The organism is Flavobacterium beibuense, from assembly GCF_004151245.1.
GTDB lineage: Bacteria > Bacteroidota > Bacteroidia > Flavobacteriales > Flavobacteriaceae > Flavobacterium > Flavobacterium beibuense_A.
Map to the genome: position 1 here is coordinate 139170 of NZ_JUIW01000004.1, position 23962 is coordinate 163131.

22 protein-coding genes are annotated in these 23962 nt (G+C 39.5%); 11 read left to right on the forward strand and 11 right to left on the reverse strand.

The features are described 5' to 3' along the window. Window positions 1–44: 44 nt before the first annotated feature. The 4 genes from NU09_RS06500 to NU09_RS06515 form a co-directional block, all read right to left on the reverse strand. Window positions 45–2078, reverse strand: coding sequence for a flotillin family protein (locus NU09_RS06500; protein ID WP_410501055.1), 2034 nt, complete (start codon window positions 2076–2078; stop codon window positions 45–47). A gap of 146 nt (window positions 2079–2224) precedes the next feature. Next, entirely contained in the window at window positions 2225–2878 is a 654-nt protein-coding gene (locus NU09_RS06505; protein WP_129750465.1) for an OB-fold-containig protein, read from the reverse strand. A gap of 11 nt (window positions 2879–2889) precedes the next feature. Then, window positions 2890–3603, reverse strand: a complete 714-nt coding sequence (locus NU09_RS06510; protein ID WP_129750466.1) for a PspA/IM30 family protein — start codon at window positions 3601–3603, stop codon at window positions 2890–2892. Window positions 3604–3608: 5 nt separating this feature from the next. Continuing rightward, entirely contained in the window at window positions 3609–4007 is a 399-nt protein-coding gene (locus NU09_RS06515; RefSeq protein ID WP_129750648.1) for a YbjN domain-containing protein, read from the reverse strand. A 207-nt stretch (window positions 4008–4214) separates the two neighbouring features. On the opposite strand from NU09_RS06515, the gene NU09_RS06520 reads away from it, so the two are divergent. Together NU09_RS06520 and NU09_RS06525 are read left to right on the forward strand one after the other, a co-directional pair. Next, on the forward strand, window positions 4215–4961 hold the full coding sequence (locus tag NU09_RS06520) for a helix-turn-helix domain-containing protein (protein ID WP_129750467.1): 747 nt from the start codon (window positions 4215–4217) through the stop codon (window positions 4959–4961). A 94-nt stretch (window positions 4962–5055) separates the two neighbouring features. Continuing rightward, window positions 5056–6039, forward strand: a complete 984-nt coding sequence (locus NU09_RS06525; RefSeq protein WP_129750468.1) for a fasciclin domain-containing protein — start codon at window positions 5056–5058, stop codon at window positions 6037–6039. Between the two features lie 56 nt (window positions 6040–6095). Here the strand turns inward: NU09_RS06525 and NU09_RS06530 are convergent, their stop codons facing one another. Further along, window positions 6096–6428: a single-stranded DNA-binding protein gene (locus tag NU09_RS06530; protein ID WP_129750469.1), complete on the reverse strand. Its 333-nt coding sequence runs from the start codon at window positions 6426–6428 to the stop codon at window positions 6096–6098. Between the two features lie 161 nt (window positions 6429–6589). On the opposite strand from NU09_RS06530, the gene NU09_RS06535 reads away from it, so the two are divergent. From NU09_RS06535 to NU09_RS06545, 3 genes are read left to right on the forward strand one after another with little or no spacing between them, the layout of a single operon-like run. Then, window positions 6590–8158 (forward strand): bifunctional GNAT family N-acetyltransferase/carbon-nitrogen hydrolase family protein, encoded by a 1569-nt coding sequence (locus NU09_RS06535; RefSeq protein ID WP_129750470.1) that lies wholly within the window; start codon window positions 6590–6592, stop codon window positions 8156–8158. A 5-nt stretch (window positions 8159–8163) separates the two neighbouring features. Then, window positions 8164–8520, forward strand: a complete 357-nt coding sequence (locus tag NU09_RS06540) for a hypothetical protein (RefSeq protein ID WP_129750471.1) — start codon at window positions 8164–8166, stop codon at window positions 8518–8520. Continuing rightward, window positions 8520–9317, forward strand: a complete 798-nt coding sequence (locus NU09_RS06545; RefSeq protein ID WP_129750472.1) for an SDR family oxidoreductase — start codon at window positions 8520–8522, stop codon at window positions 9315–9317. Before NU09_RS06540 ends, NU09_RS06545 begins: the two co-directional genes overlap by 1 nt. A 183-nt stretch (window positions 9318–9500) precedes the next feature. On the opposite strand, the gene NU09_RS06550 is transcribed toward NU09_RS06545, so the two are convergent. After that, window positions 9501–10163, reverse strand: a complete 663-nt coding sequence (locus NU09_RS06550; protein WP_129750473.1) for a response regulator — start codon at window positions 10161–10163, stop codon at window positions 9501–9503. A 164-nt stretch (window positions 10164–10327) separates the two neighbouring features. Next, a complete protein-coding gene (locus NU09_RS06555; protein ID WP_129750474.1) occupies window positions 10328–12379 on the reverse strand; it encodes a M13 family metallopeptidase in 2052 nt (683 codons plus the stop codon). A 165-nt stretch (window positions 12380–12544) separates the two neighbouring features. Here NU09_RS06555 and NU09_RS06560 point away from each other — a divergent pair, with 165 nt between their 5' ends. From NU09_RS06560 to NU09_RS06580, 5 genes are read left to right on the forward strand one after another with little or no spacing between them, the layout of a single operon-like run. Beyond that, window positions 12545–13240 (forward strand): SCO family protein, encoded by a 696-nt coding sequence (locus NU09_RS06560; RefSeq protein WP_129750475.1) that lies wholly within the window; start codon window positions 12545–12547, stop codon window positions 13238–13240. Window positions 13241–13295: 55 nt separating this feature from the next. Further along, a complete protein-coding gene (locus tag NU09_RS06565) occupies window positions 13296–13532 on the forward strand; it encodes a ferrous iron transport protein A (protein ID WP_129750476.1) in 237 nt (78 codons plus the stop codon). After that, on the forward strand, window positions 13532–15634 hold the full coding sequence (feoB, locus tag NU09_RS06570; RefSeq protein ID WP_129750477.1) for a ferrous iron transport protein B: 2103 nt from the start codon (window positions 13532–13534) through the stop codon (window positions 15632–15634). Before NU09_RS06565 ends, feoB begins: the two co-directional genes overlap by 1 nt. After that, window positions 15634–16467: a hypothetical protein gene (locus NU09_RS06575; RefSeq protein WP_129750478.1), complete on the forward strand. Its 834-nt coding sequence runs from the start codon at window positions 15634–15636 to the stop codon at window positions 16465–16467. Before feoB ends, NU09_RS06575 begins: the two co-directional genes overlap by 1 nt. Before the next feature lie 2 nt (window positions 16468–16469). After that, window positions 16470–16595 carry a FeoB-associated Cys-rich membrane protein gene (locus tag NU09_RS06580; protein WP_129750479.1) on the forward strand — a complete coding sequence of 42 codons (126 nt, stop codon included), beginning with the start codon at window positions 16470–16472 and terminating at the stop codon, window positions 16593–16595. Here NU09_RS06580 and NU09_RS06585 read toward each other — a convergent pair. The 4 genes from NU09_RS06585 to NU09_RS06600 all read right to left on the reverse strand — a co-directional run bounded on the left by NU09_RS06585 (window position 16592) and on the right by NU09_RS06600 (window position 21496). Next, window positions 16592–17386, reverse strand: a complete 795-nt coding sequence (locus NU09_RS06585) for a helix-turn-helix domain-containing protein (protein ID WP_129750480.1) — start codon at window positions 17384–17386, stop codon at window positions 16592–16594. The two genes, NU09_RS06580 and NU09_RS06585, sit on opposite strands and share 4 nt — an antisense overlap. A 58-nt stretch (window positions 17387–17444) precedes the next feature. Further along, a complete protein-coding gene (locus NU09_RS06590; protein ID WP_129750481.1) occupies window positions 17445–18860 on the reverse strand; it encodes an aldehyde dehydrogenase family protein in 1416 nt (471 codons plus the stop codon). 91 nt (window positions 18861–18951) lie between these two features. After that, window positions 18952–20841 (reverse strand): Nramp family divalent metal transporter, encoded by a 1890-nt coding sequence (locus NU09_RS06595; RefSeq protein ID WP_129750482.1) that lies wholly within the window; start codon window positions 20839–20841, stop codon window positions 18952–18954. Between the two features lies 1 nt (window position 20842). Beyond that, on the reverse strand, window positions 20843–21496 hold the full coding sequence (locus NU09_RS06600) for a metal-dependent transcriptional regulator (RefSeq protein WP_129750483.1): 654 nt from the start codon (window positions 21494–21496) through the stop codon (window positions 20843–20845). Window positions 21497–21584: 88 nt separating this feature from the next. Between NU09_RS06600 and NU09_RS06605 the strand changes: the two genes are divergently transcribed. Then, window positions 21585–23936: a TonB-dependent receptor gene (locus NU09_RS06605; protein ID WP_129750484.1), complete on the forward strand. Its 2352-nt coding sequence runs from the start codon at window positions 21585–21587 to the stop codon at window positions 23934–23936. Window positions 23937–23962: the final 26 nt, after the last annotated feature.

Consider the following 23962-nt stretch of genomic DNA (forward strand, 5'->3'; position numbering starts at 1 on the left):
AGTGGCAGCTGCGCGGAGAAAAAATATAAAAAATCAAATAAAACTTATCCCAGTTTTTTGTCAGACAGACCAAGGTTTCTTGCCATATCCATAAGGTTAGAGAACAGGCCTTTTTCACCGTCATCGCTACTGCGTTTCTGCAGTTCCATAAGCAGGCCGGCTACCGTAAGGTTTTTAATATCTTCCGATGTAATGCCGTACTTATCTGCAAAGCCTTTAATCCTCTCTAAAAGATTTTCCTTTCCTTCGCTGCCATCACCCAGTACCGCATCTTTAATATCGGTAATGTTTTCTGAATGATTTACCAGCCTGTCAAATCCTTTAGCCTTAGTTATCTGTCCGACAATCTGATCAAAGAACATGGTCTCACCACCCACAATATCAATCTTAGCAGCCTTAAGCGCCTCACCAATTACATTAGCCTGTGCATCGGCAATGTCTTTCTGGATGTTGATATGAGCAAGATCTACCTGAAGTTCTTTGTTTAGGCGTAGTTTAAACTCTTCGTGTTCTTTACCTACACCGTCAAGTTTCTTCATAGCTTCTGCTTTCTCTTCAATACCGCTGGCTTCTGCAAGAGCTTTTTCTTTAATCACATCAGCCTCTGCTACACCAAGTTGTTTTTCGGCCTCAGCTTTCGCCTTAATACCGGCAGCTTCTGCAAGGGCTTTTTTCTCGATAATAACAGCGTCAACAATACCCTGTCTTTCGCTGGCATCTGCCTTAGCATGCATTACCTGAGCTTCAGACAATCCTACAGTAGCATCTTCTTTAGCCTTAGCCTCTGCAAGTATCTTTCTTGCCTCAGCTTCTTTCTCGCTTGCAGCCATTTTAGCAGCAGCCTCAATATTGATTTCTTCCGCTTTTTGTTTAGCAGCCTCTTTTTCTGCCTCAGCAGCCTTAAGGCGTTTAATGTAAAGCTCTTCACTTTCTTTTTCAGCAAGTGTAACAGCCACTTTTTTCCTTCTGTCTGCTTCTTTGAAAGCTTCTATATCCTTCATGTTCTCCTGCTCCTGAACCACGCCTTTTTCAAGCATTACCCTGTCGCGGATAACATTTTGTATGTTTTTACGCTCTACCTCAACAGCTTTGTCTTTTTCTATCTGAGCCAGTGTAACAATACGCTCTCTTTCTGTCTGCTCCAAGGCACGGTCTTTTTCTACCCTTTCGGTTTCAACAGCAGCTGTACGCTCTTTGTTTTTAGCAGCAACAATTACAAGCCTGTCCTTATTTTCTTCAGCTACCTGAACTTTCTCTGCAGTGCTTATTCTTGCTGTTTCAGATTTCAGCCTTTCTTCTTCAAATACTTTTGCAATCTCTGCCTCTTCACGAGCCTTGATGTTTGCAATTTCACGTTTTTGCTGCTCCTCTTTTTCTGCCAGCTGACGGTCTAAAGCCAGTATTGCCTCACGTGCCTCTACGTCCTGCTTGCGGATGGTTTTCTCCTCATCCCTTCTGATAAGGTTTGACTTGATATTTTGTACCGCAGTAAGCTCGGTAATTTTCTTGATACCTTCAGAGTCCAGGATGTTATCCGATTTCAGGTGGCTAAGAGGTGTCTGCTCAAGGTCGTCTATAGCACAGTCGTCCAGTATGTATCCGTTAAGATCGGTACCAATAATGGAAATGATCTCTTCACGGAATTCGCTTCGTGCCTCATACAGTTCCACAAAATCAAACTTTTTACCTACTGTCTTTAATGCTTCCGAGAATTTTGCATCAAACAGATTGCGCAGTACATCAATTTCTGATGCCCTTTCACAGCCTATGGTTTGAGCCACATTAATAATATCGGCAGTAGATTTATTTATCTTGATAAAGAAGGTAACTTTAATATCGGCACGTATATTATCTTTACAGATAAGTCCGTTCATTCCTGTACGCTCCACATCCAGTTTTTTCACAGAGATATCCATGATCTCCATTTTATGAAGTACCGGCACTACAAGTCCGGCATTAAAGAACACTTTTGTTCCTCCGGCTCCGGTGCGCACAATAACCTTGCCCTGTATAATTTTCTTATACATTGATATAATCCAAACAAGGGCTCCGATGAATACTATAATAAAAGCAATCATCCCAACGAGTAAAGAATCTCCTAACATTTTAATTTAAAGGTGTTTATAATAATTGGTTTAAAAAATAAATTCAATAATTGTCTGTATCACAGCCGATACGGCCATGATAAAATGATTGATGATTGATAGCATGATTGGTTGGTTTTTTAATAATCGAATTTTTCAACGAGGTAATATTTCCTGTCTTCCGTTTCTCCCACTATAACCGCCTGCTGCCCGGCTGTAAGCCTTTCATCAGTATTGCTTCTCGCATAAATTTTCATGGGATCTCCGTTTACCGTCAGTTCCACCTGTCCCGTTTTATCCTGTGCCACGGCAGATATTACCGTGCACCTCCTGCCTAAAAAATCTATTTCGGGTTCGCCCTTATGGTTTACCATTTTGTATAGATAGCCAAGGGGTTTGCTAAACAGCTTTACCACAAAAAGGCTTAGGATAAAGTTTGGGATAAGCAGCAAAAAGCCCAATAATGTACTCTCTATCCCCAGGTAGTAGGTAACGTTAACTCCCACCAGCCACATAGAGAAAAAGATAATGGTTATTATGAACATGAGCGGGAGTTCGTCAAAATTAAAGTACTCCAGCGTTTTCATAAAACTGCTGCCCTCTGCAGCGTTCTCGCTTCCGGTAACATCGCTGTCAAAATCGGCATCCACATCTGCCGCGTCAAAATCAACGCTAAACAAATCAGGGTCGATACCCGCAATAATAACCAGCAGCCAATAGATTACCATAATGATAGACATAATGGTAAAAAACGCATTTACAGGTGAAAAAGAAATCTCTATTAATTCCTTCATTGTTTTAGTTTTTAGTCTCTGGGACTGCTGATGCCCAGCTGCTCTTTTAACTTTTCAAGCTCGCTGGTGGCTTTGGTTTTTTTAACGTCCACAGCCCTGTTTATTTCGTCATCAACAGACTTTGTTGAATTAGCAATTTCGCCATAAGCCTCTGCCAGTGCCTCTTCCTGATGCACTTTCTCCTTCATACGTTCCAGCAGTGATATGGTTCCGTTTGTATCAATTTTAGCCATTTGCTTGTTAAGGCTCTTGGTAGCGTCGGCCACCTTAACCCTTGAACGCAATATTTTAAGCTCGTTTTCCCATTTGCTTATGTTCTGTTTAATGGTTTGCACATTGCCCTCCATCTGAATCACGTTCTGGTCAAACTTTTCCTTATCGCCTTCTGCCCTTAACTGATGGCCTAAAGCTTCCTCTTTTTTAACCAGCGCTTCGGTTGCCAGGCGATCGGCCTCTTCGGCTTCCATATCGCCTTTTTGTGCTTTCTTTAAAATAAGCATGGCTTTCTCGTTATAGTCTTCGGCCGTATTGCCATATTGCTCCACTTCGTTTTTAGCACGAATGCTCATGGCCTTTACCTGAGCAAGTGCCTCCAGGCTCTTGTCTAAATCTTCCTTCATGTCCCTAATGCCCTGTTCGGTCATTTTTATAGGGTCTTCCATATTATCGATGGCGTGATGTACTTCTGCCTGCCCGATTTTAAATAGTCTCTTTAGAAATTTCATAGCTCTTAATTTTTTGAAAAGTTAATAATCTGTTCAGAATACTCACTCAACAGCAGGCTGAGCGAATTTAATGTTGCCTCAAACTCGTTCTTATCTAAATTTTCGAGCTGAAGGGAGTCTCTGAAAATTACTTTTCTCCCTGTATCGTCAAGAACAAATGCGCCGTGAATAATGTCACGGTTTTTTTGAAGGAGCGCCTTAAAGACGACGTTATTAGCGTCTGGTTTAACCTCAAATAAGAACTGCTCAAAAATCACGATAGGATGTGCCACACATATAATAAGGTTAACAATACCATCCTGCTCGCTGTTTACCATAAAAATACCGTTCTTAGCATTTTCATATTTGATTTCAAGCTGAAGGTCATTCAGGTAATTTTTCACCACTCCAAAATAATCTTTCATCATACAGGTATTAAATAATTTTATAAAACTCGTTTATTTAGCTTTTTTAAGCAAGTTAAGTTTTAAGTACTTTTTAACAGGATATGCAACTTTTTCACTTAACACGCTCATTATATTAGCAATATTTGTTACCTTTGCTAATAATGTTAGTACAAATTTACAACAATTAACATAAATTGCAAATAAAATTAGCAAAAAATATTTTTTATGTTTGGAAAGAACCTCAAAAAAATACGCAGTGTAAGAAATATGAGTCAACAGGAATTTTCAGAACTGTTTGATTTAAAGCGTGCTACGCTTGGAGCATACGAAGAAGAGCGCAGTAATCCTAAAATTGACACCGTGATAAAAATTGCTAATTATTTTAGCATTGGTTTGGAAGAACTACTAACAAAAGAGCTAACCGTAAACCGTTTATTACGCTTTAATGAGGCTATAACTACCGAATCATCCTACAATAATGATGATTTTGATACAATACCCTGCATAACCGAAGAAGTAAAAACAAGCTATTTAGAGAGTTTTGCTAATAATATTAGCAATGAAGACTTGCCAACAGTAAAACTGCCACATGTTACCGGCAAAGATAAAATGGCTTTTGTTGTAGATGATCTTACCATGAGTGGCGGATCTAACGGCTTTTTTCCAAAAGATACTATAATAGGTGTAAATGTTCCGCTAACGGAATTAGCAAACCTTTCGGGAGAGCTAAGTGTAATAATAACTAAAGACCAGCTTTATTTCAGGAAGCTTACCTATAATAACAATACGGTAATGTTAACCGCAAACCACCCCGGGGTGGAGCCCGTATTATTAAGCACAGGAGATATAAAGGCCGCATGGCGTATTATACATGTTTTTCGCTATACTATGCACAGCGACAGCAATGCTCTGGAACAACGTTTGGCACAACTGGAAAATACTATTGCCTCGCTAAGACAAAAACCATGGTAGGTTAAACACTGTTTAATGTTTTATTAAAAAGATTAAACAAACGTTTTCTTTTAATTAATTTTATCCTTCAAATCAAAATTTAAAAAAGAAAACTATGAAACTACAGGACATTTTTAAGCAAACATTATTGTTAGTATTTTTTGCTGTTACATTAAATTCATGTAGTAGCGATGATGACAACAATATGGTTAACGATGGTAACTCTATTGCTGACATTGCAGCCAAAACAGAGAATCTTAGTATTTTGACGCAGGCTTTGACAAAGGCCGACTTAACCTTAACCCTTGACGGTAGTGGTGAATTCACAGTATTTGCCCCAACAAATGCAGCTTTTACAGCATTTTTACAGGCAAAAGGATTTGCTACATTAGATGATGTACCTACACCAGTTCTTAAAGAAATATTACTTAACCATGTTATAAGTGGTGAAGTAACTTCATCTTCTATTTCTACAGGTTATGTAAAAACTTTAGCAAAAGGCAGCGCGTCTACCGAAAACACATTGAGTATGTATATAAATACTGCTCAGGGAGTAGTACTTAATGGTGGTACAGCTAACGGCGGAGCAATGGTAACTTCTGCCGATATTATGGCAGATAATGGTGTTATACACATTGTAAATGGTGTTATAGACCTACCAACAATAGTAACACATGCAGTAGCAAATCCTGATTTCAGCATTTTAGTTCAGGCCTTAACAAGAAATGACCAGCCTGATTTTGCAGGAATATTATCAGGTACTGAAAATTCGCCATTCACAGTATTTGCCCCAAACAACAGTGCGTTTGTTAATTTACTTGCTGAACTTGAACTTACAGGCTTAAGTGATATCCCTCAGGCAGTATTGGAAAACACTCTAAAATATCATGTTGTAGTTAACAACAATGTTTTAAGTACAGATCTTACTGATAATATGGAGGTAACTACATTCCAGGGAGATACATTTACTGTTAATCTTAACGGAGGTGCAACAATTACCGATGCCAATAACAGAACAAGTACAATTATTGCTACCGATGTACAGGCTTCTAATGGTGTTATTCATGCTATAAACACCGTTATATTACCAAGCTTATAAATTTAAAGTTAGGTTGATTATTGTAAAAGGGCTGTCTTAAAATAGACAGCCCTTTTTTATTTACCAAACAGTAAAACATCGCTAACCAGTACTTCGGTTATGTACCGTTTCTCACCATTCTTATCGTCATAGCTCCTGTGTGTAAGCTTACCTTCCACAGCTATCTCTTTTCCTTTCTTTACATACTTTTCAATAATCTCGGCAGTTTTACCCCAGGCGGTTACCGTGTGCCACTGGGTATCGGTCACTTTTTCCCCTTTGTCGTTAAAATAGCTTTCGTTTGTGGCTATTATCAGCCTTGCCAGTTTTTTGCCTGCTTCAAAAATTTTAATCTCAGGATCGTTACCTGCGTTACCTATTAACTGTACTTTGTTTTTTAATGCATTCATGGCTTTTAGTTTTAAATGTTATTGTTATTTGATTTGTACACAGCAAAGATGCTGCACCATGAAAACTTTAACCGGTTTTTAACTATTTACTATCGGTTATAACTATTTGTAAACGTTTGTAAACGGTTTTTTGTCGTATATTTACTTAAAACCAAATATTTATGCAGATTGAGATTAATAAGGTTGAACTACGCAACCTGCAGATTGAGGATTACAAACAGTTAAAGATTTCCATGCAGCATGCCTATAACGACATGGAAGAACCTTACTGGACGGAGAAGGATATTGAAAAACTGCTGAAAATTTTCCCTGAAGGGCAGCTTGTAATTTTAGTGGACGGAAAAGTGGTGGGCTCTGCCCTGTCACTTATTGTTGACTATAAAAAAGCCACATCAGTACACACCTATGATAAGATTACAGGTAACTCTTCCTTTAAAACACACGATTATGACGGCGAGGTATTATATGGTATAGATGTTTTTATACACCCTGAATACCGCGGACTGCGTTTAGGCAGGCGTTTGTATGATGCCAGAAAAGAACTCTGCGAACAGCTTAACCTTAAGTCCATAATATTTGCCGGAAGAATTCCTAACTACAATGAGCACGCTAAGGATCTTACCCCTAAACAATATATAGATAAGGTGCGCCTAAAGGAACTGCACGACCCTGTACTGTCCTTCCAGTTAAGTAACGACTTTCACGTTATACGTGTAATGCGCAACTATCTTGAGGGCGACAAAAGTTCACAGGAGTATGCGGTATTGATGGAATGGAATAATATCTACTACGACAAAAGCCCTAAGCTTATTAATACCCGTAAAAGCGTTGTTCGTTTAGGACTGGTACAATGGCAAATGCGTCCGTTAGCAAATCTGGAAGCATTGTTTGAGCAGGCCGAATTCTTTATCGATGCCGTATCAGGTTATGGTAGTGACTTCGCCTTATTCCCTGAACTGTTTGTGGCACCGCTTATGGCCGACTTCAATCATCTTAGCGAAGCTGATGCCATTAGGGAAATTTCGCGTTATTGCGAACCTATCAAAAAGCGTTTTCAGGAAATGGCCATTTCCTATAATATAAACATCATTACCGGAAGCATGCCGTTATTTGAAAACGGCCACCTGTATAATGTAGGCTTCCTGTGTAAGAGAGACGGTAGTAGTGAGATGTATTCTAAAATACACATTACACCTAACGAAGTGCATTACTGGGGTATGAAAGGCGGAAGCGAAATCAAGACCTTTGATACCGATTGCGGTAAAATAGGAATTATGATATGCTATGATGTGGAGTTTCCGGAACTTTCAAGGCTGATGTCTGACGAAGGTATGGAAATACTGTTTGTGCCTTTCCTTACCGATACCCAAAACGGTTATACCCGCGTAAAACATTGTGCCCAGGCTCGTGCCATAGAAAACGAGTGTTATGTTGCTATTGCCGGATGTGTAGGAAACCTGCCAAGAGTAAACAACATGGACATACAGTATGCGCAAACAGCTGTATTTACTCCGTCTGATTTTGCTTTTCCTTCTAACGGAGTAAAAGCAGAAACAACCCCTAATACAGAGATGACCCTAATTGTAGACATTGACCTCGATTTATTGAAAGAACTGCACGAATATGGTAGTGTACGTATTTTAAAAGACCGTAGACATGACTTGTATAAAATAAAAAAGGTAACACCTGCAAAGGCTGAAACTACAGAAAATAAAACAACCAAAAAATAATAAGGATGCCAAGAACCTGTCCGGAATGTGGAGATGTTATTGTAGGCCGCGAAGACAAAAAGTTTTGCAGCGATGCCTGCCGTAATGCCTTCAACAACAAAATAAATAAAGACAGCAATAACTATATGCGCAATATTAATAACAGGTTGCGCAAAAACTACCGTATACTTGCATCATTGAATACCGAAGGCAAAACAAAAATCACAAAATCCAAGCTGGTAAGCAAAGGGTTTGATTTTGATTATTTTACCAATCTGTTGCATACCAAAACCGGTAACACTTACTATTTTGTTTATGAGCAGGGTTATATGCCTTTGGAAAACGATTATTATATACTGGTTAAAAAAGACGTTTCACAATAATGCAGGTATCAATTTTAGGAATTGGATGGCTGGGACTGCCTTTGGCACAGTCATTACTACAAAAAGGATTTAAAGTTAAGGGATCTGTCACTTCGGCTGAAAAGCTGGAATTAGTGAAAGAACATAATATCATTCCTTATCAGGTTTCACTAACAGCTAACACCGTTGAAGGAGACATTGCTAATTTCCTTAGCAAAAGTGAGGTGCTTATTATAAACATCCCTCCAAAGCTTCGTAATGCCGATAGCGAAAGCTTTACCGATAAGATTAAAACCCTGATTCCCTACATAGAACAATCAGGTATAGAAAAAGTGCTTTTTGTAAGTTCAATTTCCGTTTATGGGGAAAAGAATACAGGTATGGTTACCGAAGATACTATTCCGTTCCCGGATACAGAATCAGGGAAACAATTACTGGAAACCGAGAAGCTTTTATCTGGAAATAATAAATTCAAAACATCCCTTTTGCGGTTTGCCGGACTGATAGGCGGAGAAAGGCACCCTGTTTATCATCTTGCAGGAAAAGAAAATCTACCTAATCCAAACGCTCCGGTTAACCTTATTGACAGAAAAGACTGCATCGCAGTAATTGAGGCTATTATTGAAAAAAATACCTGGGGAGAAACTTTTAATGCTGCCAGTCCGGAACATCCTACACGAAAAGAATATTACACTAAAAAAGCAGAAGAATTAAACTTAACTGTCCCAACCTTTCTTACTGATGATAAGAAAGAAGGAAAAATTATTTCTTCTGAAAAAATAACTTCCGTGTTGGGACACCCGTTTAATAATTTATAAAAGTGGAGAACCATACAGACAAATCTGTACAGTTTCCACTCAATAAATTAAAGTAAGGTGATTGGTTTTTCAAATAAACGCATAAGTACAGCTTACTAATATACGGATATCCGTAATTATTGCTATTTTTTTAAGAATTTTATGTAAATAAAAAAGCAGGAAAGGGTATTTCCTGCTTTTTTATTAAAGATATCCCTGTTTTCGGGCTGTACGTATAAGATCTTCATCATCGCCTTTTACATCGAGTAGCCTTTTAAGTTTGTACTTTCTTTTTTCTATGGCGCTGGCAGAAAGCGGTATGTATTTTTCAAGATTTTTGTTTTTTATCCCTTTTGAAAGCAGTTGGATTATCTTCATATCGGTAGCATCGAGAACAATGCCGTTTTCGGCGCGTTTTATAAAGTCGGCAACTGTTTTAGAACGAAAAACCTCATTAGAGAGCACTTTACCAAACCCATTTACAAGTTCATCAGTACTACAATCACTCTTATTAATAAATCCTTCAGGGTTTATTTTTTGCAAAATCCTATCCATGATGTCCATTTCTTTATGCATGGTCATCATAATTATTTTACAGTCGGGCATCTGGTTACGAATAAGCATAGCAATATCTGCACCGGAGAATAATTTTTTCTCGGCAAAATGTGGTATACTATAATCTATAACCGCTACATCAAAAGGCGTGGTGCTGCTTGTTACAGCATCATAGCCAGTTTTACAGTCAGTTGCTTTAGTAAAAAATAATCCGTGGGGAGGAGTTACTTCTAAATTTCTAAAGATTGAGTGGTAGCCTTCAAGAACCACCACATGATCGTCAATGGCAAGAACATGCAACGAGTTTTTCAATCGGCGTTATCATTTTATTTTTTAGCTTTAACAAATTTAAATGTTAAATACATACAATCATTACGGGAAACCCGCAATTAACACTTTTGTTTGTATCTACTTAAAAAACAAAAACCTATGAAAAATTCATAGGTTTTTGTTTTGCTTTTTCTGTAAGAATTATTCTACCAAATTTTGACCCTGTCATCCGGTGCTAAATACATACCATTACCCTTCTTAATATCAAATGCCTGATAGAAAGCATCAATATTTTGAAGCGGCACATAAGCCCTGTACATCCCTGGTGAGTGCGGATCGGTTTTAACCTGGTTTTTAATAGCCTCATCTCTCATTTTTGTTCTCCATATGGTAGCCCATGAAATAAAGAAACGCTGCTCAGGAGTGTACCCGTCTATTAACCCTGGGTTCCCGTGCTCTTTAAGATAAAGTTGTAAACCATCAAAAGCAGCATTTACACCTCCAAGGTCGCCAATGTTTTCACCTAAAGTAAATTTTCCGTCTACATAAATACCCGGCAGTGGCTGTAATTTGCTGTACTGATCTGCTAAAGCGCCTCCAAGACCTGTAAACTGATCAAGATCGGTGTCACTCCACCAGTTAACAAGGTTACCATCGGCGTTATAACGTGAACCGCTATCATCAAAACCGTGAGATATTTCGTGGCCTATTACCGCACCAATACCTCCGTAGTTTACAGCTTCGTCTGCCTTATAATCGTAGAATGGCGGCTGTAATATACCTGCAGGGAATACAATTTCGTTATAAGCAGGGTTAAAGTAAGCGTTTACAATTTGAGGAGCCATGTGCCACTCATCTTTATTAACCGGCTTTTTAAGGTCTTCTTTATCCTGATTAAATCTCCAGCGTGCAATAGCTTTCATATTAGCGAAGTAAGTACCTCCTTCTTCAGGCCCTTTGACGGTAAGCTGAGAATAATCTTTCCATTTATCAGGATAACCTATCTTAACTCTAAGTCTTCTTAACTTGTCAATAGCATTTTGCTTAGTGCTCTTTGCCATCCAAGGCAGGTTGTTGATACGGTTCTCATAAGCACGCATTACATTTTTAATCATGCTTTCTGCTTTTTCCTTAGCTTCTGCGGGGAATTTTTTCTCCACATAAAGTTTGCCAAGGGCTTCTCCTATTGTACCGTTAACCGTTTGCAGTGCATTCTTATCTCGGCTTTCCTCTTTAAGTGCACCTCTAAGTGTTTTATTGTAAAACTCCCAGTCAGCAGTTTCTATATCAGTAGTAAGATATCCTGAAGACTTGTTTATAAGTGTCCATTTCAGGTAATCTTTCCATGTTTTTACATCGCCTTTAGCTAAAATACCCTGTAACGCTTTCATATATCTTGGCTGAGAAACCACGATAGTATCTATGTTTCCTATACCTGTATCGTTAAGGAATCTTTTCCAGTCTACTATTGGTGTAAGACCTCTAAGATCGTTTACAGCCATTGGGTTATAGGTTTTCCTGTCATCACGACGCTCAACCCTGTCAAGTCTTGGCTCTGCCATAGCGGTTTCAAAAGCTACAATTTTTTTTGCAGCATCTTTTGCATCCTTATCACTATAGTCAATGTACTTAAGCATTCTTGCTACATGCTGCTCATACTTTTCTTTTTTCTCTTTAGAATCGGCATCGTCAGAAACGTAGTAATCCCTGTCTGGTAAACCAAGAGCACCAGGCCCTATATAAAGTACATTCTTATTACTGTCTTTAGCATCGGCCCCTACACCTAAATTAAAAAAGCCAAGGCCTCCTTCGGGTTCCATATCACTAAGTAATTGTTGCAGGCCATGCACATCTTTAACCTGATCGATTCTCCTTAAATAAGGCTGTATAGGTGCTATACCTGCTTTATTACGTGCCACAGTATCCATTATAGACCTGTAAAGCCTCCCTGCCTTACCGGCATCAGTATCTGCAGTATAGTTACGGTTAGCAGCTGCTTCCTTAAGTATTTGCAGGGCATCGTTATTGGTGTTTTCCCTTAGCTCATCAAAGCTACCCCAACGGGTTTTGTTTCCGGGAATCTCCGTCTGGTCTATCCAGGTTCCGTTCACATATCTGAAAAAGTCATCGGCAGGACTAACTTTCTTATCCATATAAGACAGGTTAATACCATGTGTTTCCTGCTTTTGCGCACTACAAACACCTGTACCTAATACAAGTACTGCAGCAGCAATTTTAAAATTTTTATCTAATTTCATTTTCTAAAGTTTAAACCTTCGGTTACAAAAATATAAAGTTAACATAAATAGCATTGCTTAAATCTGTTAAATATATCGTTTTCGGCAATTTAACAATGCATAACTCCTAATAAACAAGTCGTAATAGCATACTGTTTTGTAGTTTTGTGAAAAATATATCCATACATGCTTTCATTCTTTAAAAAATACAGGACTTTTTTCATTGTATTCTTTATACTCTCAGCAATAATACTGGTATTATTTTACTCGGCATTAAAGCCTCAAAAAAGGCTTCAGGTTTACAATCCGTCCGATGTAAATCCGGAACTTGTTGACACTACCATACAATACGTTGCCCGAGACCATAAAATTGCAGACTTTGCATTTGTTAACCAAAATGGAGATACCATTACTCAAAAGGACTATGAGGGTAAAGTATATGTTGCCGACTTCTTTTTCACTACCTGCCCTACTATTTGCCCAATAATGACAGATAATATGGTATGGTTACAGGACAAAATTAAAGACAACCCTAATGTTATGCTGTTATCACATTCGGTTACTCCGGATATTGACAGCCCTGAAGTTCTAAAGGATTATGCCGAAAAGAAAGGGGTTATAGAAAATGGCAGATGGAACCTTGTAACAGGTAATAAAAAAGACATTTATTACATAGCCCGAAAATCGTACCTGGCAGTAAAAACCACCACTTCAGATGAACTGTATGATATGGTACACACCGAAAACTTTATACTGGTAGACCAGAAAGGAAGGATTCGTGGTTTTTATAACGGAACCAACTTAGACCAGCAAGTGGAAGGCGAAAAAAATGTTAAACAACTGCTGGAAGATATTAATTGGCTTTGCGAGCACGAAAAGTGATGCTAATTGAATATTAATTCATAATTTTGCAGTCTTAATTTATTCTAAATAAGCTTTGAAAACTTCACTTGCAGGGCTAAAAAAAGGACAAAAGGCCATCATTACCGATTTTAATATTGATGCCATCCCGTTAAAATTACTTGAAATGGGGTGCCTTCCCGGCAATTTTGTGGAACTTTTACAAGTTGCCCCCCTGGGGGATCCAATCTACATTAATGTAAACGACAGCCATGTAGCCATAAGGCTGGAAACTGCCGAAGAAATTGATGTTGAAATAATTGAAACGATTTAATGGCAGCCCAAAATCTAAAGATAGCCTTAATTGGCAATCCAAATACCGGAAAAACATCTGTTTTTAATCAGCTAACAGGTCTTAATCAACAGGTAGGTAACTACCCGGGAATTACTGTTGAGCGAAAGCAGGGTTCAGTAAAGCTGCCGGGCAATATAAAAGGCACCATTATAGACCTTCCGGGCACATACAGCCTTAATGCCAGCTCTATGGATGAGAATGTTGTTATAGAACTGCTTCTTAACCGTAATGATAAAGATTTTCCTGATGTTGCCGTAGTGGTTACCGATGTGGAAAACCTAAAGCGAAACCTGCTGCTCTTTACCCAGATTAAAGACCTTGAAATTCCTACCATACTGGTTATAAACATGGCCGACAGGATGGAACGCAAAGGTATTACACTTGATGTACCTCATCTTGAACAAAGACTAAATACAAAGATTGCTCTTGTAAGTTCAAGAAAGGGAACTGGTATTGACGGACTGAAAAAACTTATAGTAAACTATGAGTCCCTTTCTACCGAACCATGCCTTAATGCATCGGGTATAGATCCTGAATATTTTAATAAGCTACGAAACGCTTTCCCTAACCAGTTGCTGTATAAGTTATGGCTGGTAATTACCCAGGACGTTAACTTTGGTGCACTGGAAAGAAACGAAATACAAAACAGCTCGTTTACAAAATCAAAATCTGAGCTTAAGCGATTACAGCAAAAAGAAACTATTAAGCGCTATCAGTTTATAAACGATGTGCTTAAACAGGGACAGACAATAGACTCCTCTAAGGCTAAAGACCTAAGGGCAAAGCTGGACAGGGTACTTACACACAAGGTGTTTGGTTACGTTATATTTTTCTGTATCCTCATGCTCATATTCCAGTCGATATTTGCATGGTCAGAAATTCCGATGGACTTTATAGACCGAAGCTTTACCTGGTTAAGCTCATGGACCTCTAAAACCCTTCCTCCGGGAAAACTTACAGAACTTGTTGCCGATGGTATTATACCGGGTATAGGCGGTGTGGTAATATTTATTCCGCAAATTGCCTTCCTGTTCCTGTTCATTTCCCTTTTGGAAGAAAGCGGTTATATGAGCCGTGTGGTTTTCCTGATGGATAAGATAATGAAACGCTTTGGCCTTAGCGGAAAAAGTATTGTTCCGTTAATATCAGGTACGGCCTGTGCGATTCCGGCTATTATGGCTGCAAGAAACATTGAGAACTGGCGTGAAAGACTTATCACCATTTTGGTTACCCCTTTTACAACCTGTTCGGCAAGGTTACCGGTATACACCATACTTATTTCCCTTATTATCCCTAACAGGATGGTGTTGGGTGTTTTTAACCTTCAGGGATTAACGCTAATGCTGCTTTACCTTTTAGGTTTTGCAGGTGCCATACTTGCCGCATATATACTCAACCTTATATTAAAGGTGCGTTTTAAAAGCTTTTTTGTGGCAGAGATGCCTAACTACAAACTCCCTATGTTTAAGAATGTGGGAATTAATGTGGTAGAAAAAACCAAAGCCTTTGTATTTGGTGCCGGTAAAATAATCCTTGCACTTTCCATTATCATTTGGTTTTTAGGATCTCACGGCCCGGGCGATGGCTTTAAAAATGCTGAAGCTCATGTAAGGCAACAACCACAATCTCTTTCACTAACTCAGCAGGAGTTAGACAATGAAATTGCAGGTTATCAGTTAGAAAATTCTTATATAGGTATTATAGGTAAAAGTATAGAACCTGCCATAAGGCCTTTGGGTTACGATTGGAAAATTGGCATAGCAATTGTGTCTTCTTTTGCAGCAAGAGAGGTATTTGTAGGAACACTGGCTACCATTTACAACATAGGCAGCAGTGACGACGATGCCACCATAAAACAACGTATGGGTGCTGATATCAATCCGGTAACGGGTAAAAAGGTATTTAATTTTGCCACCGGTATTTCACTATTACTTTTTTATGCTTTTGCCATGCAGTGCATCAGTACGCTGGCTATAACCAAAAAAGAAACAAATTCCTGGAAATGGCCGCTTATTCAGCTGTTTGGTATGAGTACTTTTGCTTATATTGTCTCGCTAATCGCCTACCAGTTATTAAAATAATGAAAAGAACAGTTTTTGCCATTTGTTGCAGTTTAATAATTACTACGGGAGCTTACTCGCAAAATAAGCTGGACAAATCGAAAAATGAGCTAAACCAAAAAGACATAAATACAGTTACACCTGTCTCTCAGTCTTCCTCTTCTTCATCAGGAAGCAGCAGTAGTGGTGGCGATGGTTCCATTTTATTAGAGCTTTTAGGAAAGATTGCTTTATTTACAGTTGGAATGGCAACAGTAGGTCACTATGGTATAGAAAACCATCTTCATCATGAACTTACGGAATATCCTTACTACATTCCTGAGCATGGTAACTATTTTGATCCTTTTTTTCAGGAAAACGGCAATATAAATAATTTCAGGTTTGATGTTAAGGACAAGTTTCTCTATAATAATGGTAACCTTTTTGGCAACCATCTTGAAGCTAAACTAAGTCCTTTTCAGTACCTTTATATAAAAGCTGATTACTATCAGTTATTTGAGTTTCAGGAACACAGTTCCGATAATCTTTCGTTATTCTATTTTAACCTCGGGTACGACAGAATACGTTTAAAGCGTTTTAATTTAGGGTGGACACTGGGTGCATCTTACATTGCCAACGATGTAAATAAGTTTGGCTTTTCATTTGGCGCCAATGCCGAATACTTCTGCAAAAGGAATATCAGCTTTTTAGCAGGAGCAAAATGGTCCTTTATAAACGAAAAGCCCGTTAATGCCTTTGAGATAGAAGGACGTTTTCACAGAAAGAACTATTTTATAAGTGTGGGCTTTGAACACCTTGATATTGCAACCCCTAATTACAATTTTGCGACCTTAGGAGGAGGCATTTATTTATAATTATGGATATACAGGAAATAATAGTATACATACTTGTAGCCGGAGCAGCAGCTTTTCTGGTAAAGAAATTCTTTTTTAAAAAGAAAAAAAAATCAGGCTGCGGCAGTGACGACTGCGGCTGTCACTAAATTTTAGTTGGTGCCGTTCCGTACCTTTTTTTAAAGGCATAGGAAAAGTGTGACATGTCTTCAAAACCCACTTCGGGATAAATATCCGATACTGTCATTTTCTTTTCGGTAAGTAAATAATAGGCTTCCTGTAGCCTGCGCTGTACAAGCCACTTGCCTGGTGAGATACTGAAAACTTTTTCAAAATCCCTTTTAAACCCCGAAAGGCTTCTTCCAGTTAAATAGGCAAAACGGTTAACACCCACATTAAAGTGATAGTTTTGCTCCATAAAGGCCTCAAGATCTATCTTTCCGGGATCGGTAAAATCAAACAATACATCCTTAATTTCAGGGCATAATTTAAGCAAGAGCAAAATTGCCTCTTCCTGTTTAACAGGCAATAAAGGCGAGCCTGGGTATTTTAATACCGGCTCATACTCCCTTAGCGAATTCATATAATTGGCAAGCACCGAATTGTTATCCAAAACAAGACAGGAATTCCCCGATGATTTCCTTTCACTTTCATAGCCATACTTAAGACTGAAATTCTTTAATATTTCCTGAGAAAATGTAACGGAAACCGAACGGAACTCTCCTCCCTGCGGTGGTGTTTTTACATATTTAAGCAGCTGGTTGCGGCGGCAAAAGTAAAGCTGCCCCGCCTCCATGGTTACTGAGTTGTTACCGTCGTTAAAAGTAGTGCTGCCCGATTCCACATATCCAAGCACATGATCACTTATAAAGTGTTCGCCCTGTCGGGATTCGGTAAAATAACATGAAAATTTTATAGAAGGGAATACTGTTTTTTCCATAATATTTAAAGATACGTAAAAAGCAGCAGGTATAGTACTGCTGCTTTTAATCAAACAATTATACTAAAATAGTTTTTGGCTCAACATATTCTTCAAGGCCATACACTCCCATTTCCCTTCCTATACCAGATTGCTTGAACCCTCCAAAAGGAGCAAGCGGGTCATGGTAAAGTCCGTTAATAAGTATCCTGCCTGCTATAATTTGCGAAGCCACACGTTTTGCCCTCATCACATCCGATGAGCTTACATAGGCCTGTAGGCCGTAATCCGTATCGTTAGCAATTTCGATAGCCTCTTCCTCGGTTTTATAGGTAATAACAGAAAGTACCGGGCCAAATATTTCCTCACGGGCAATACGCATATCGTTAGTAACATTTACAAAAACAGTAGGCTTAACAAAGTTTCCTGCCTCAAGGCCTTCCGGTTTACCGGGACCACCCATTAGCAGTTCAGCTCCTTCTTCCAGACCCAATTGTATATATTCCTGTACCCTGTTATATTGTTTTTGGTTTACCATCGGGCCTACTACTGTAGTGGCATCAGCGGGGTTGCCTACCTTTACCTGCTCTACGGTTTCCTTAAGAAGCTCCTTAACTTCGGCTATCTTGCTTTCATGAACCAATAAACGCGTCCCTGCAATACAGGCCTGCCCACTGTTCATATAGGCTGCCGAAACTGCCATAGGTATAGCATCATCAAGGTTAGCATCATCAAGAATAATATTAGGCGATTTACCTCCCAGTTCCAGTGTTACCCGTTTCATGGTATCCACAGCACTACGTGCTATAAACTTACCAACAGCAGTAGAACCCGTAAAAGATATTTTTGCCACATCTCTATGGTTAACCAAAGTTGCCCCTACCACGTCACCACGGCCGTTTACAATATTAAATACTCCTTTTGGCAACGCGGCTTCATGAAAACACTCCAGCAATAACTGTGTTTGAAGCGCACTCATTTCACTTGGTTTTATCACTGTCGTACTGCCCGAAGCTATGGCCATAGCCAGCTTGCTGCATATAAAACCGTTACTTGCGTTCCACGGGGTTATGATACCTACCACGCCCAATGGCTGCAACATAACTTTTGATTTGCCTACAATCTTTTGGAATTCGAATGTTTTTAATACTTCTATTGCAGAGGTAAATCCGGAAAGTGCATTTTGAACACTCATGGTACAAAAGTGCAGTGTGCCGCCATACTCCTTTACCATTACCTCTATAAGTTCGCTTTCTCTTTGCTTTACAACATCGTAAAGCTTTTGCAGATAAGCAATGCGCTCCTCCTTTGTAGTTTGAGAAAAGGTTTTAAATGCTTCTTTGGCTGCTGCAACAGCCAGTTGGGTATCGGTTTCGTCACCAAGGATAACTTTGCCGATAATTCCGTTATCTGTCGGACTAATTAAATCGAAAACTTCTGTTCCGTGCGGTTTTATAAACGCTCCGTTTACATAAATGGTGTCTATTGTTTTCATGTCTTAATTTTTAACAAAGTTCTGCCGCTTTTCAGCTTTTTACTTTGCTGAAAAGTCCAAGTTTACTTTGTTAAAAAGTTCACATGAATTTTTAGTCCTTAATGATAAGTACAGGTATATCAACCTTATGCCTAACGGCATCTACGGTGGTACCAAAAATAAGATCCTTAAGCCAGTTATGTCCGTGTGCTCCTAGAATAAGGATATCATAGTTGCCCCCTTCCTTATTTATTATGGCCGGAATCTGTTTTTTAGGACTGCCAAAACTTAGTTGTGTAGCTACCTTATAACCTTTTTGTTCCAGGCTCTTTTTATAGGCCTTAAGGTAATCCTTATCGCTGGATGTTTCATAATCGTGAGCTTGGTCGCCATACATCATAGCGCCTACCGTTTCCACAATATGAATAAGGGTATATTCGGCTTCCTTACCTCCCATTTGCAAAGCACTGGATATGGCACGGGTATCGGTTTTGGAAAAATCGAGTGCCAGGGCAATCTTCCTGTATTCCTTAATGCCATTTTGGTCGTTAACGATAATCTCATCAATATGCGGTACCAGTTTTTCCTGTTTGTGCTTTTTATGAATAAGCGGCCTAAAGATAATATACAGCAATAGTGCAGACGCACCTACTGCAAGCGGCACCACAAACACCCATATATACACAGGATTTTCTGAAGTAGCTACCCAACCTCTTATTTCATCAAATACCAGTTTGGCATTAAGTGCCACAATAACGAGCGCTATAGCCCACGAAGCAATTTTGGTAATTGTGCCAATCGCAAACTCATTCATCTTTTCCTTATCGCTCACAAAGTGTATCAGCGGAATAATAGCAAAACCTAACTGAAGGCTCAAAATTACCTGACTGAGTAAAAGTAATTCTCCCGTGGCATCTTCCCCTAAATATACAATAGCAATAAAGGCGGGCACTATAGCCAGTAATCGGGTTACAATACGCCTTACCCAAGGCTGTATCCTCAGGCTAAGGTAGCCTTCCATAACAATTTGTCCGGCAAGCGTGCCGGTAATGGTAGAGCTTTGCCCGGCTGCAATAAGTGCGAGGGCGAACAATACCGAGGCCCAATCGGTACCCAACAGCGGAGCCAATAATTGATGGGCATCCTGTATGTCGGCCACCTCGTGCATACCATTATTAAAAAATGTGGCGGCAGCCAATATAAGTATAGCGGCATTTACAAAAAAGGCAAGATTTAAAGCTATAAGCGAATCTACAAAGTTATAGCGAATAGCCTGCTTAATGCCTTTAAAGGTTCGGTCAAACTTTCGGGTTTGTACAAGCGATGAATGCAGGTATAAGTTATGTGGCATAACCGTTGCCCCAATAATACCTATGGCAATATACAATGCTGCACCGTTAGGGATTTCGGGCACCAGTCCTTTTACTACCTCGCCCATCTGTGGTTTTGCAAAAAACATTTCGGCAAGGAAAGAAAATCCTATTATCGCGATAAGGGCTATTATAAAGGCTTCCATCTTTTTTATCCCTTTATTTAGCAGGAACAAAAGCAGGAAGGTATCCAGCATAGTAATGCTCACACCCCAAAGTAAAGGAATGTCAAACAAGAGTTGTAAACCTATTGCCATACCTAAAACCTCGGCAAGGTCGCAGGCTGCAATGGCAATTTCTGCCAGTCCGTATAAAATGTAGTTAACACCTTTAGGATAGGTTTCACGCGATGCCTGAGCCAAATCGCGTCTGCTTACAATTCCCAATCTGGCGCTAAGGCTTTGCAGCAACAGTGCCATAATATTAGACATTAGCAGTACCCACAACAGCTTATAGCCAAACTGGCTACCCCCGGCAAGATCGGTTGCCCAGTTACCCGGGTCCATATAACCCACGCTTATCATATAGGCAGGTCCGAAAAAGGCAAGTATCTTTTTCCATACAGAGGTATTCTGTACAATATTTACCGACTCATGTACCTCTTCAAGGGAATGGCTGTTTTTTGTATTCATACTACACGGTTTTCACAAAAAGGTTGGCAGCGATCTTATAAGAAACGCTTAACTGCCTGTCGTTAACCTTTAGGGTAAGGGATTGATCAAAATGTTCGCGGGATACTATTTCTATAGAAGAACCCAAAGCAATTTGCTGTTTGTCCAGATACTGAAGGAAAGATGCGGAACTGTCCTTAACCCCAACACATATTACCTTTTGATGCAGTTCGGTTTCACTAAGCAGCTGTTTCTCCACTTTGGCTATTTTACCTTCCCTATCCGGTATTGGGTCGCCATGTGGGTCTTCCGTTGGGAAATCAAGAAACTCATCCAGTTTATCGGTCAGTTTTTCCGATTTTATGTGTTCCAGCTGTTCGGCAACATCATGTACTTCGTCCCATGAAAAGTCAAGTTTTTCTACCAGAAAAACTTCCCACAGGCGGTGCTTGCGCACTATCATTACGGCATGTTGCCTCCCTTTATCGGTTAAGGAAACACCCTGATATTTTTTATAGATAACCAGGTCTTTTTCGGCCAGCTTCTTTACCATATCGGTTACCGATGATGGCTTACTGTCCATTTCGTTTGCAATTGCATTTGTAGTAATTCCTTTAGTGTTGCCTATAGAAAGATGATAGATAACCTTAAGGTAATTCTCCTCAGAATACGTCATTATAATATTAATTATTAAACAAATATAAATAATTAATTTGTTATGTTGAAAAACATTTTTAGTTTTGTCTAAAAATATAATTTGCTAAATGAAAAAAATAATTTACTCTTCCTTAATATTGTCCTTCTTCCTCTCATGGTCTCAGGAGGAAAATATTACTGTGCCTACTATCAACAAAACACCAGGCATAGCAACTACACAAACCACAGGGACAGTAAAAGGGCAAATAACCGATAACGGAAACCCTCTACCATATGCGAGTATACATATAAGGGAAACCGGCAATGGTATCTCTGGCGATGAGAACGGAAACTACAGTATTAAGCTACCGGCAGGAAACTATACCCTTACAGCATCGGCTATAGGATATAGAACAAAAGAAAGAACAGTAAGCATAACTGCAAACAATGAAAGCCTGCTTAATATAGAACTGGAAACCTCTTCCCTAAATCTGGATCAGGTTGTTATTACTGCCAGCCGCAGTCAGGAAAGGAGACAGGAAGCCCCTGTTATTGTTACGGTAACCAATTCGGCAATACTGCAAAAAACAGAATCGTTAAGCCTTTCGGAAGGGCTTAATTTTCAGCCCGGTTTACGGATGGAAACCAATTGCCAAAACTGCGGTTTCAGTCAGGTACGTATGAACGGGCTTGACGGGGCCTATTCACAAATACTTTTAGACAGCCGCCCGGTATTCTCTGCACTCAACGGAATATATGGTCTTGATCAAATCCCCACTAACATGATTGACCGTATTGAGGTTGTGCGCGGGGGCGGGTCGGCTTTATACGGTTCCAATGCTATTGCAGGAACCATAAATATTATTACTAAAGATCCTGTTGAAAACAATTTTGAGATAAACAGCCATCTTGGCCTTATAGACGGCAAGCAGCCCGATAAGGCACTTACACTTAACGGAACGGTTCTTAATGAAGATCTTACTTTAGGCATGCAGGTTTTTGGTATGTTACGTGACAGAAACCCCTATGATGCCAACGGTGACGGATTTACCGAGATTACTAGAATGGAAAACCGAACCTTTGGCTTTAAGGCTTTTCACCGTTACCAAAATAGGAGAAAACTAACCTTGGACTTCCATACCATTAATGAATTCAGGAGAGGGGGAAGCCAGTTAGACTTACAGCCTTTTGAATCGGACATTACCGAACAGATACGCTCTAAAATGACAGGAGGTGGTGTTACCTACGAATTCTCTAATGAGGATATGAACAATAAATATTCACTATATGCCAATGCACAGCAGTCTAAAAACGAGAACTTTTATGGTGGCCGTGCCGATGACGAATTTGGGAATATTGATTATGAAGAAAGCATAAGAGGCTTTGGAAATACCGAAGTAACGACCTATATAACCGGCGCACAATGGATACATGACCAGGAAAGCTTTTTGGGTGGCAGGGGAACGTTTACGGCAGGATCAGAATACAAAAGGGAAGAAATGACCGACCGTAAACCCGGATACAATGCCTTTGTGAACCAGCAGCTAAACATACTTGGAATTTATGCTCAGGAAGAATGGAAAGTAAATCAAAGGCTAAAATTACTGGGAGGACTGCGTGCCGATTTCCATAATGCAGCTCAGGAAGATGTTGTTTTTAACCCCCGCCTAAACATACTTTACGATATTAAAAAGAACCTGCAATGGCGAACAAGCTATGCTAAAGGTTTCCGTGCCCCACAGGTGTTTTCGGAAGATATACATGCCCGTATCGCTGCGGGAGAAGTTAGCCTAATACGGCTGTCTGACAATCTGAAATCGGAAACTTCAAACAGTTTCCTTACTTCTCTCGACTGGAGCAAAACTACCGAACACCTGGAAGCCGGAGCCACAATAGAGGCTTTTTACACCTGCCTTAATAATCCGTTTATACTGGAGCAGGTAGAAGAAACGCTTTGGGAAAAACGCAACGGCAAAGGTGCCGATGTATATGGTATTAATATTGAAGGAAAATTTGCCCCTAACGAAAAATGGCAGATGCAGGCCGGAGCCACAATTCAAAAAGCTTTATACAGCGAAGCCGTAGACTGGAGCGACAATCTGGAGAATACAAACAGGAACTTTTTCCGTTCGCCTAACTTTTACGGAAACATGATAGTTACCTATGCTCCTAAAAAAGAGTTTCAAAACAACCTTACCCTTGTCTATACCGGCAGTATGTATGTACCTCATTATGCCGGATATATAGCCGACGATGAACTCGAAAAAACAGAAGGCTTCACTGAGGTAAGCTGGAAATCATCGTACACATTTACGCTTCAGGATCAGTTTGAGTTACAGCTTAGCGGTGGTATACAAAACATCTTTAATGCCTACCAAAAGGATTTTGACCTTGGCGTAGACAGGGATGCCAGTTACATTTACGGCCCGGGAAGGCCGCGAACCATTTTTGTAGGTGTAAAAATAGGCACGAACCTGTAATAAGAATTACTCATATCACCGGGCTT

Bases quoted from the DNA above. Each gene is read 5' to 3' on its own strand.
- NU09_RS06500 (WP_410501055.1), bottom strand. From the start codon at position 2,078: ATGATTGCTTTTATTATAGTATTCATCGGAGCCCTTGTTTGGATTATA.
- NU09_RS06520 (WP_129750467.1), top strand. From the start codon at position 4,215: ATGTTTGGAAAGAACCTCAAAAAAATACGCAGTGTAAGAAATATGAGT.
- feoB (WP_129750477.1), top strand. From the start codon at position 13,532: ATGGCAGCCCAAAATCTAAAGATAGCCTTAATTGGCAATCCAAATACC.
- NU09_RS06605 (WP_129750484.1), top strand. From the start codon at position 21,585: ATGAAAAAAATAATTTACTCTTCCTTAATATTGTCCTTCTTCCTCTCA.
- NU09_RS06580 (WP_129750479.1), top strand. From the start codon at position 16,470: ATGGATATACAGGAAATAATAGTATACATACTTGTAGCCGGAGCAGCA.
- NU09_RS06515 (WP_129750648.1), bottom strand. From the start codon at position 4,007: ATGAAAGATTATTTTGGAGTGGTGAAAAATTACCTGAATGACCTTCAG.
- NU09_RS06595 (WP_129750482.1), bottom strand. From the start codon at position 20,841: ATGAATACAAAAAACAGCCATTCCCTTGAAGAGGTACATGAGTCGGTA.
- NU09_RS06590 (WP_129750481.1), bottom strand. From the start codon at position 18,860: ATGAAAACAATAGACACCATTTATGTAAACGGAGCGTTTATAAAACCG.
- NU09_RS06505 (WP_129750465.1), bottom strand. From the start codon at position 2,878: ATGAAGGAATTAATAGAGATTTCTTTTTCACCTGTAAATGCGTTTTTT.
- NU09_RS06575 (WP_129750478.1), top strand. From the start codon at position 15,634: ATGAAAAGAACAGTTTTTGCCATTTGTTGCAGTTTAATAATTACTACG.
- NU09_RS06525 (WP_129750468.1), top strand. From the start codon at position 5,056: ATGAAACTACAGGACATTTTTAAGCAAACATTATTGTTAGTATTTTTT.
- NU09_RS06545 (WP_129750472.1), top strand. From the start codon at position 8,520: ATGCAGGTATCAATTTTAGGAATTGGATGGCTGGGACTGCCTTTGGCA.
- NU09_RS06555 (WP_129750474.1), bottom strand. From the start codon at position 12,379: ATGAAATTAGATAAAAATTTTAAAATTGCTGCTGCAGTACTTGTATTA.
- NU09_RS06530 (WP_129750469.1), bottom strand. From the start codon at position 6,428: ATGAATGCATTAAAAAACAAAGTACAGTTAATAGGTAACGCAGGTAAC.
- NU09_RS06510 (WP_129750466.1), bottom strand. From the start codon at position 3,603: ATGAAATTTCTAAAGAGACTATTTAAAATCGGGCAGGCAGAAGTACAT.
- NU09_RS06540 (WP_129750471.1), top strand. From the start codon at position 8,164: ATGCCAAGAACCTGTCCGGAATGTGGAGATGTTATTGTAGGCCGCGAA.
- NU09_RS06585 (WP_129750480.1), bottom strand. From the start codon at position 17,386: ATGGAAAAAACAGTATTCCCTTCTATAAAATTTTCATGTTATTTTACC.
- NU09_RS06535 (WP_129750470.1), top strand. From the start codon at position 6,590: ATGCAGATTGAGATTAATAAGGTTGAACTACGCAACCTGCAGATTGAG.
- NU09_RS06560 (WP_129750475.1), top strand. From the start codon at position 12,545: ATGCTTTCATTCTTTAAAAAATACAGGACTTTTTTCATTGTATTCTTT.
- NU09_RS06600 (WP_129750483.1), bottom strand. From the start codon at position 21,496: ATGACGTATTCTGAGGAGAATTACCTTAAGGTTATCTATCATCTTTCT.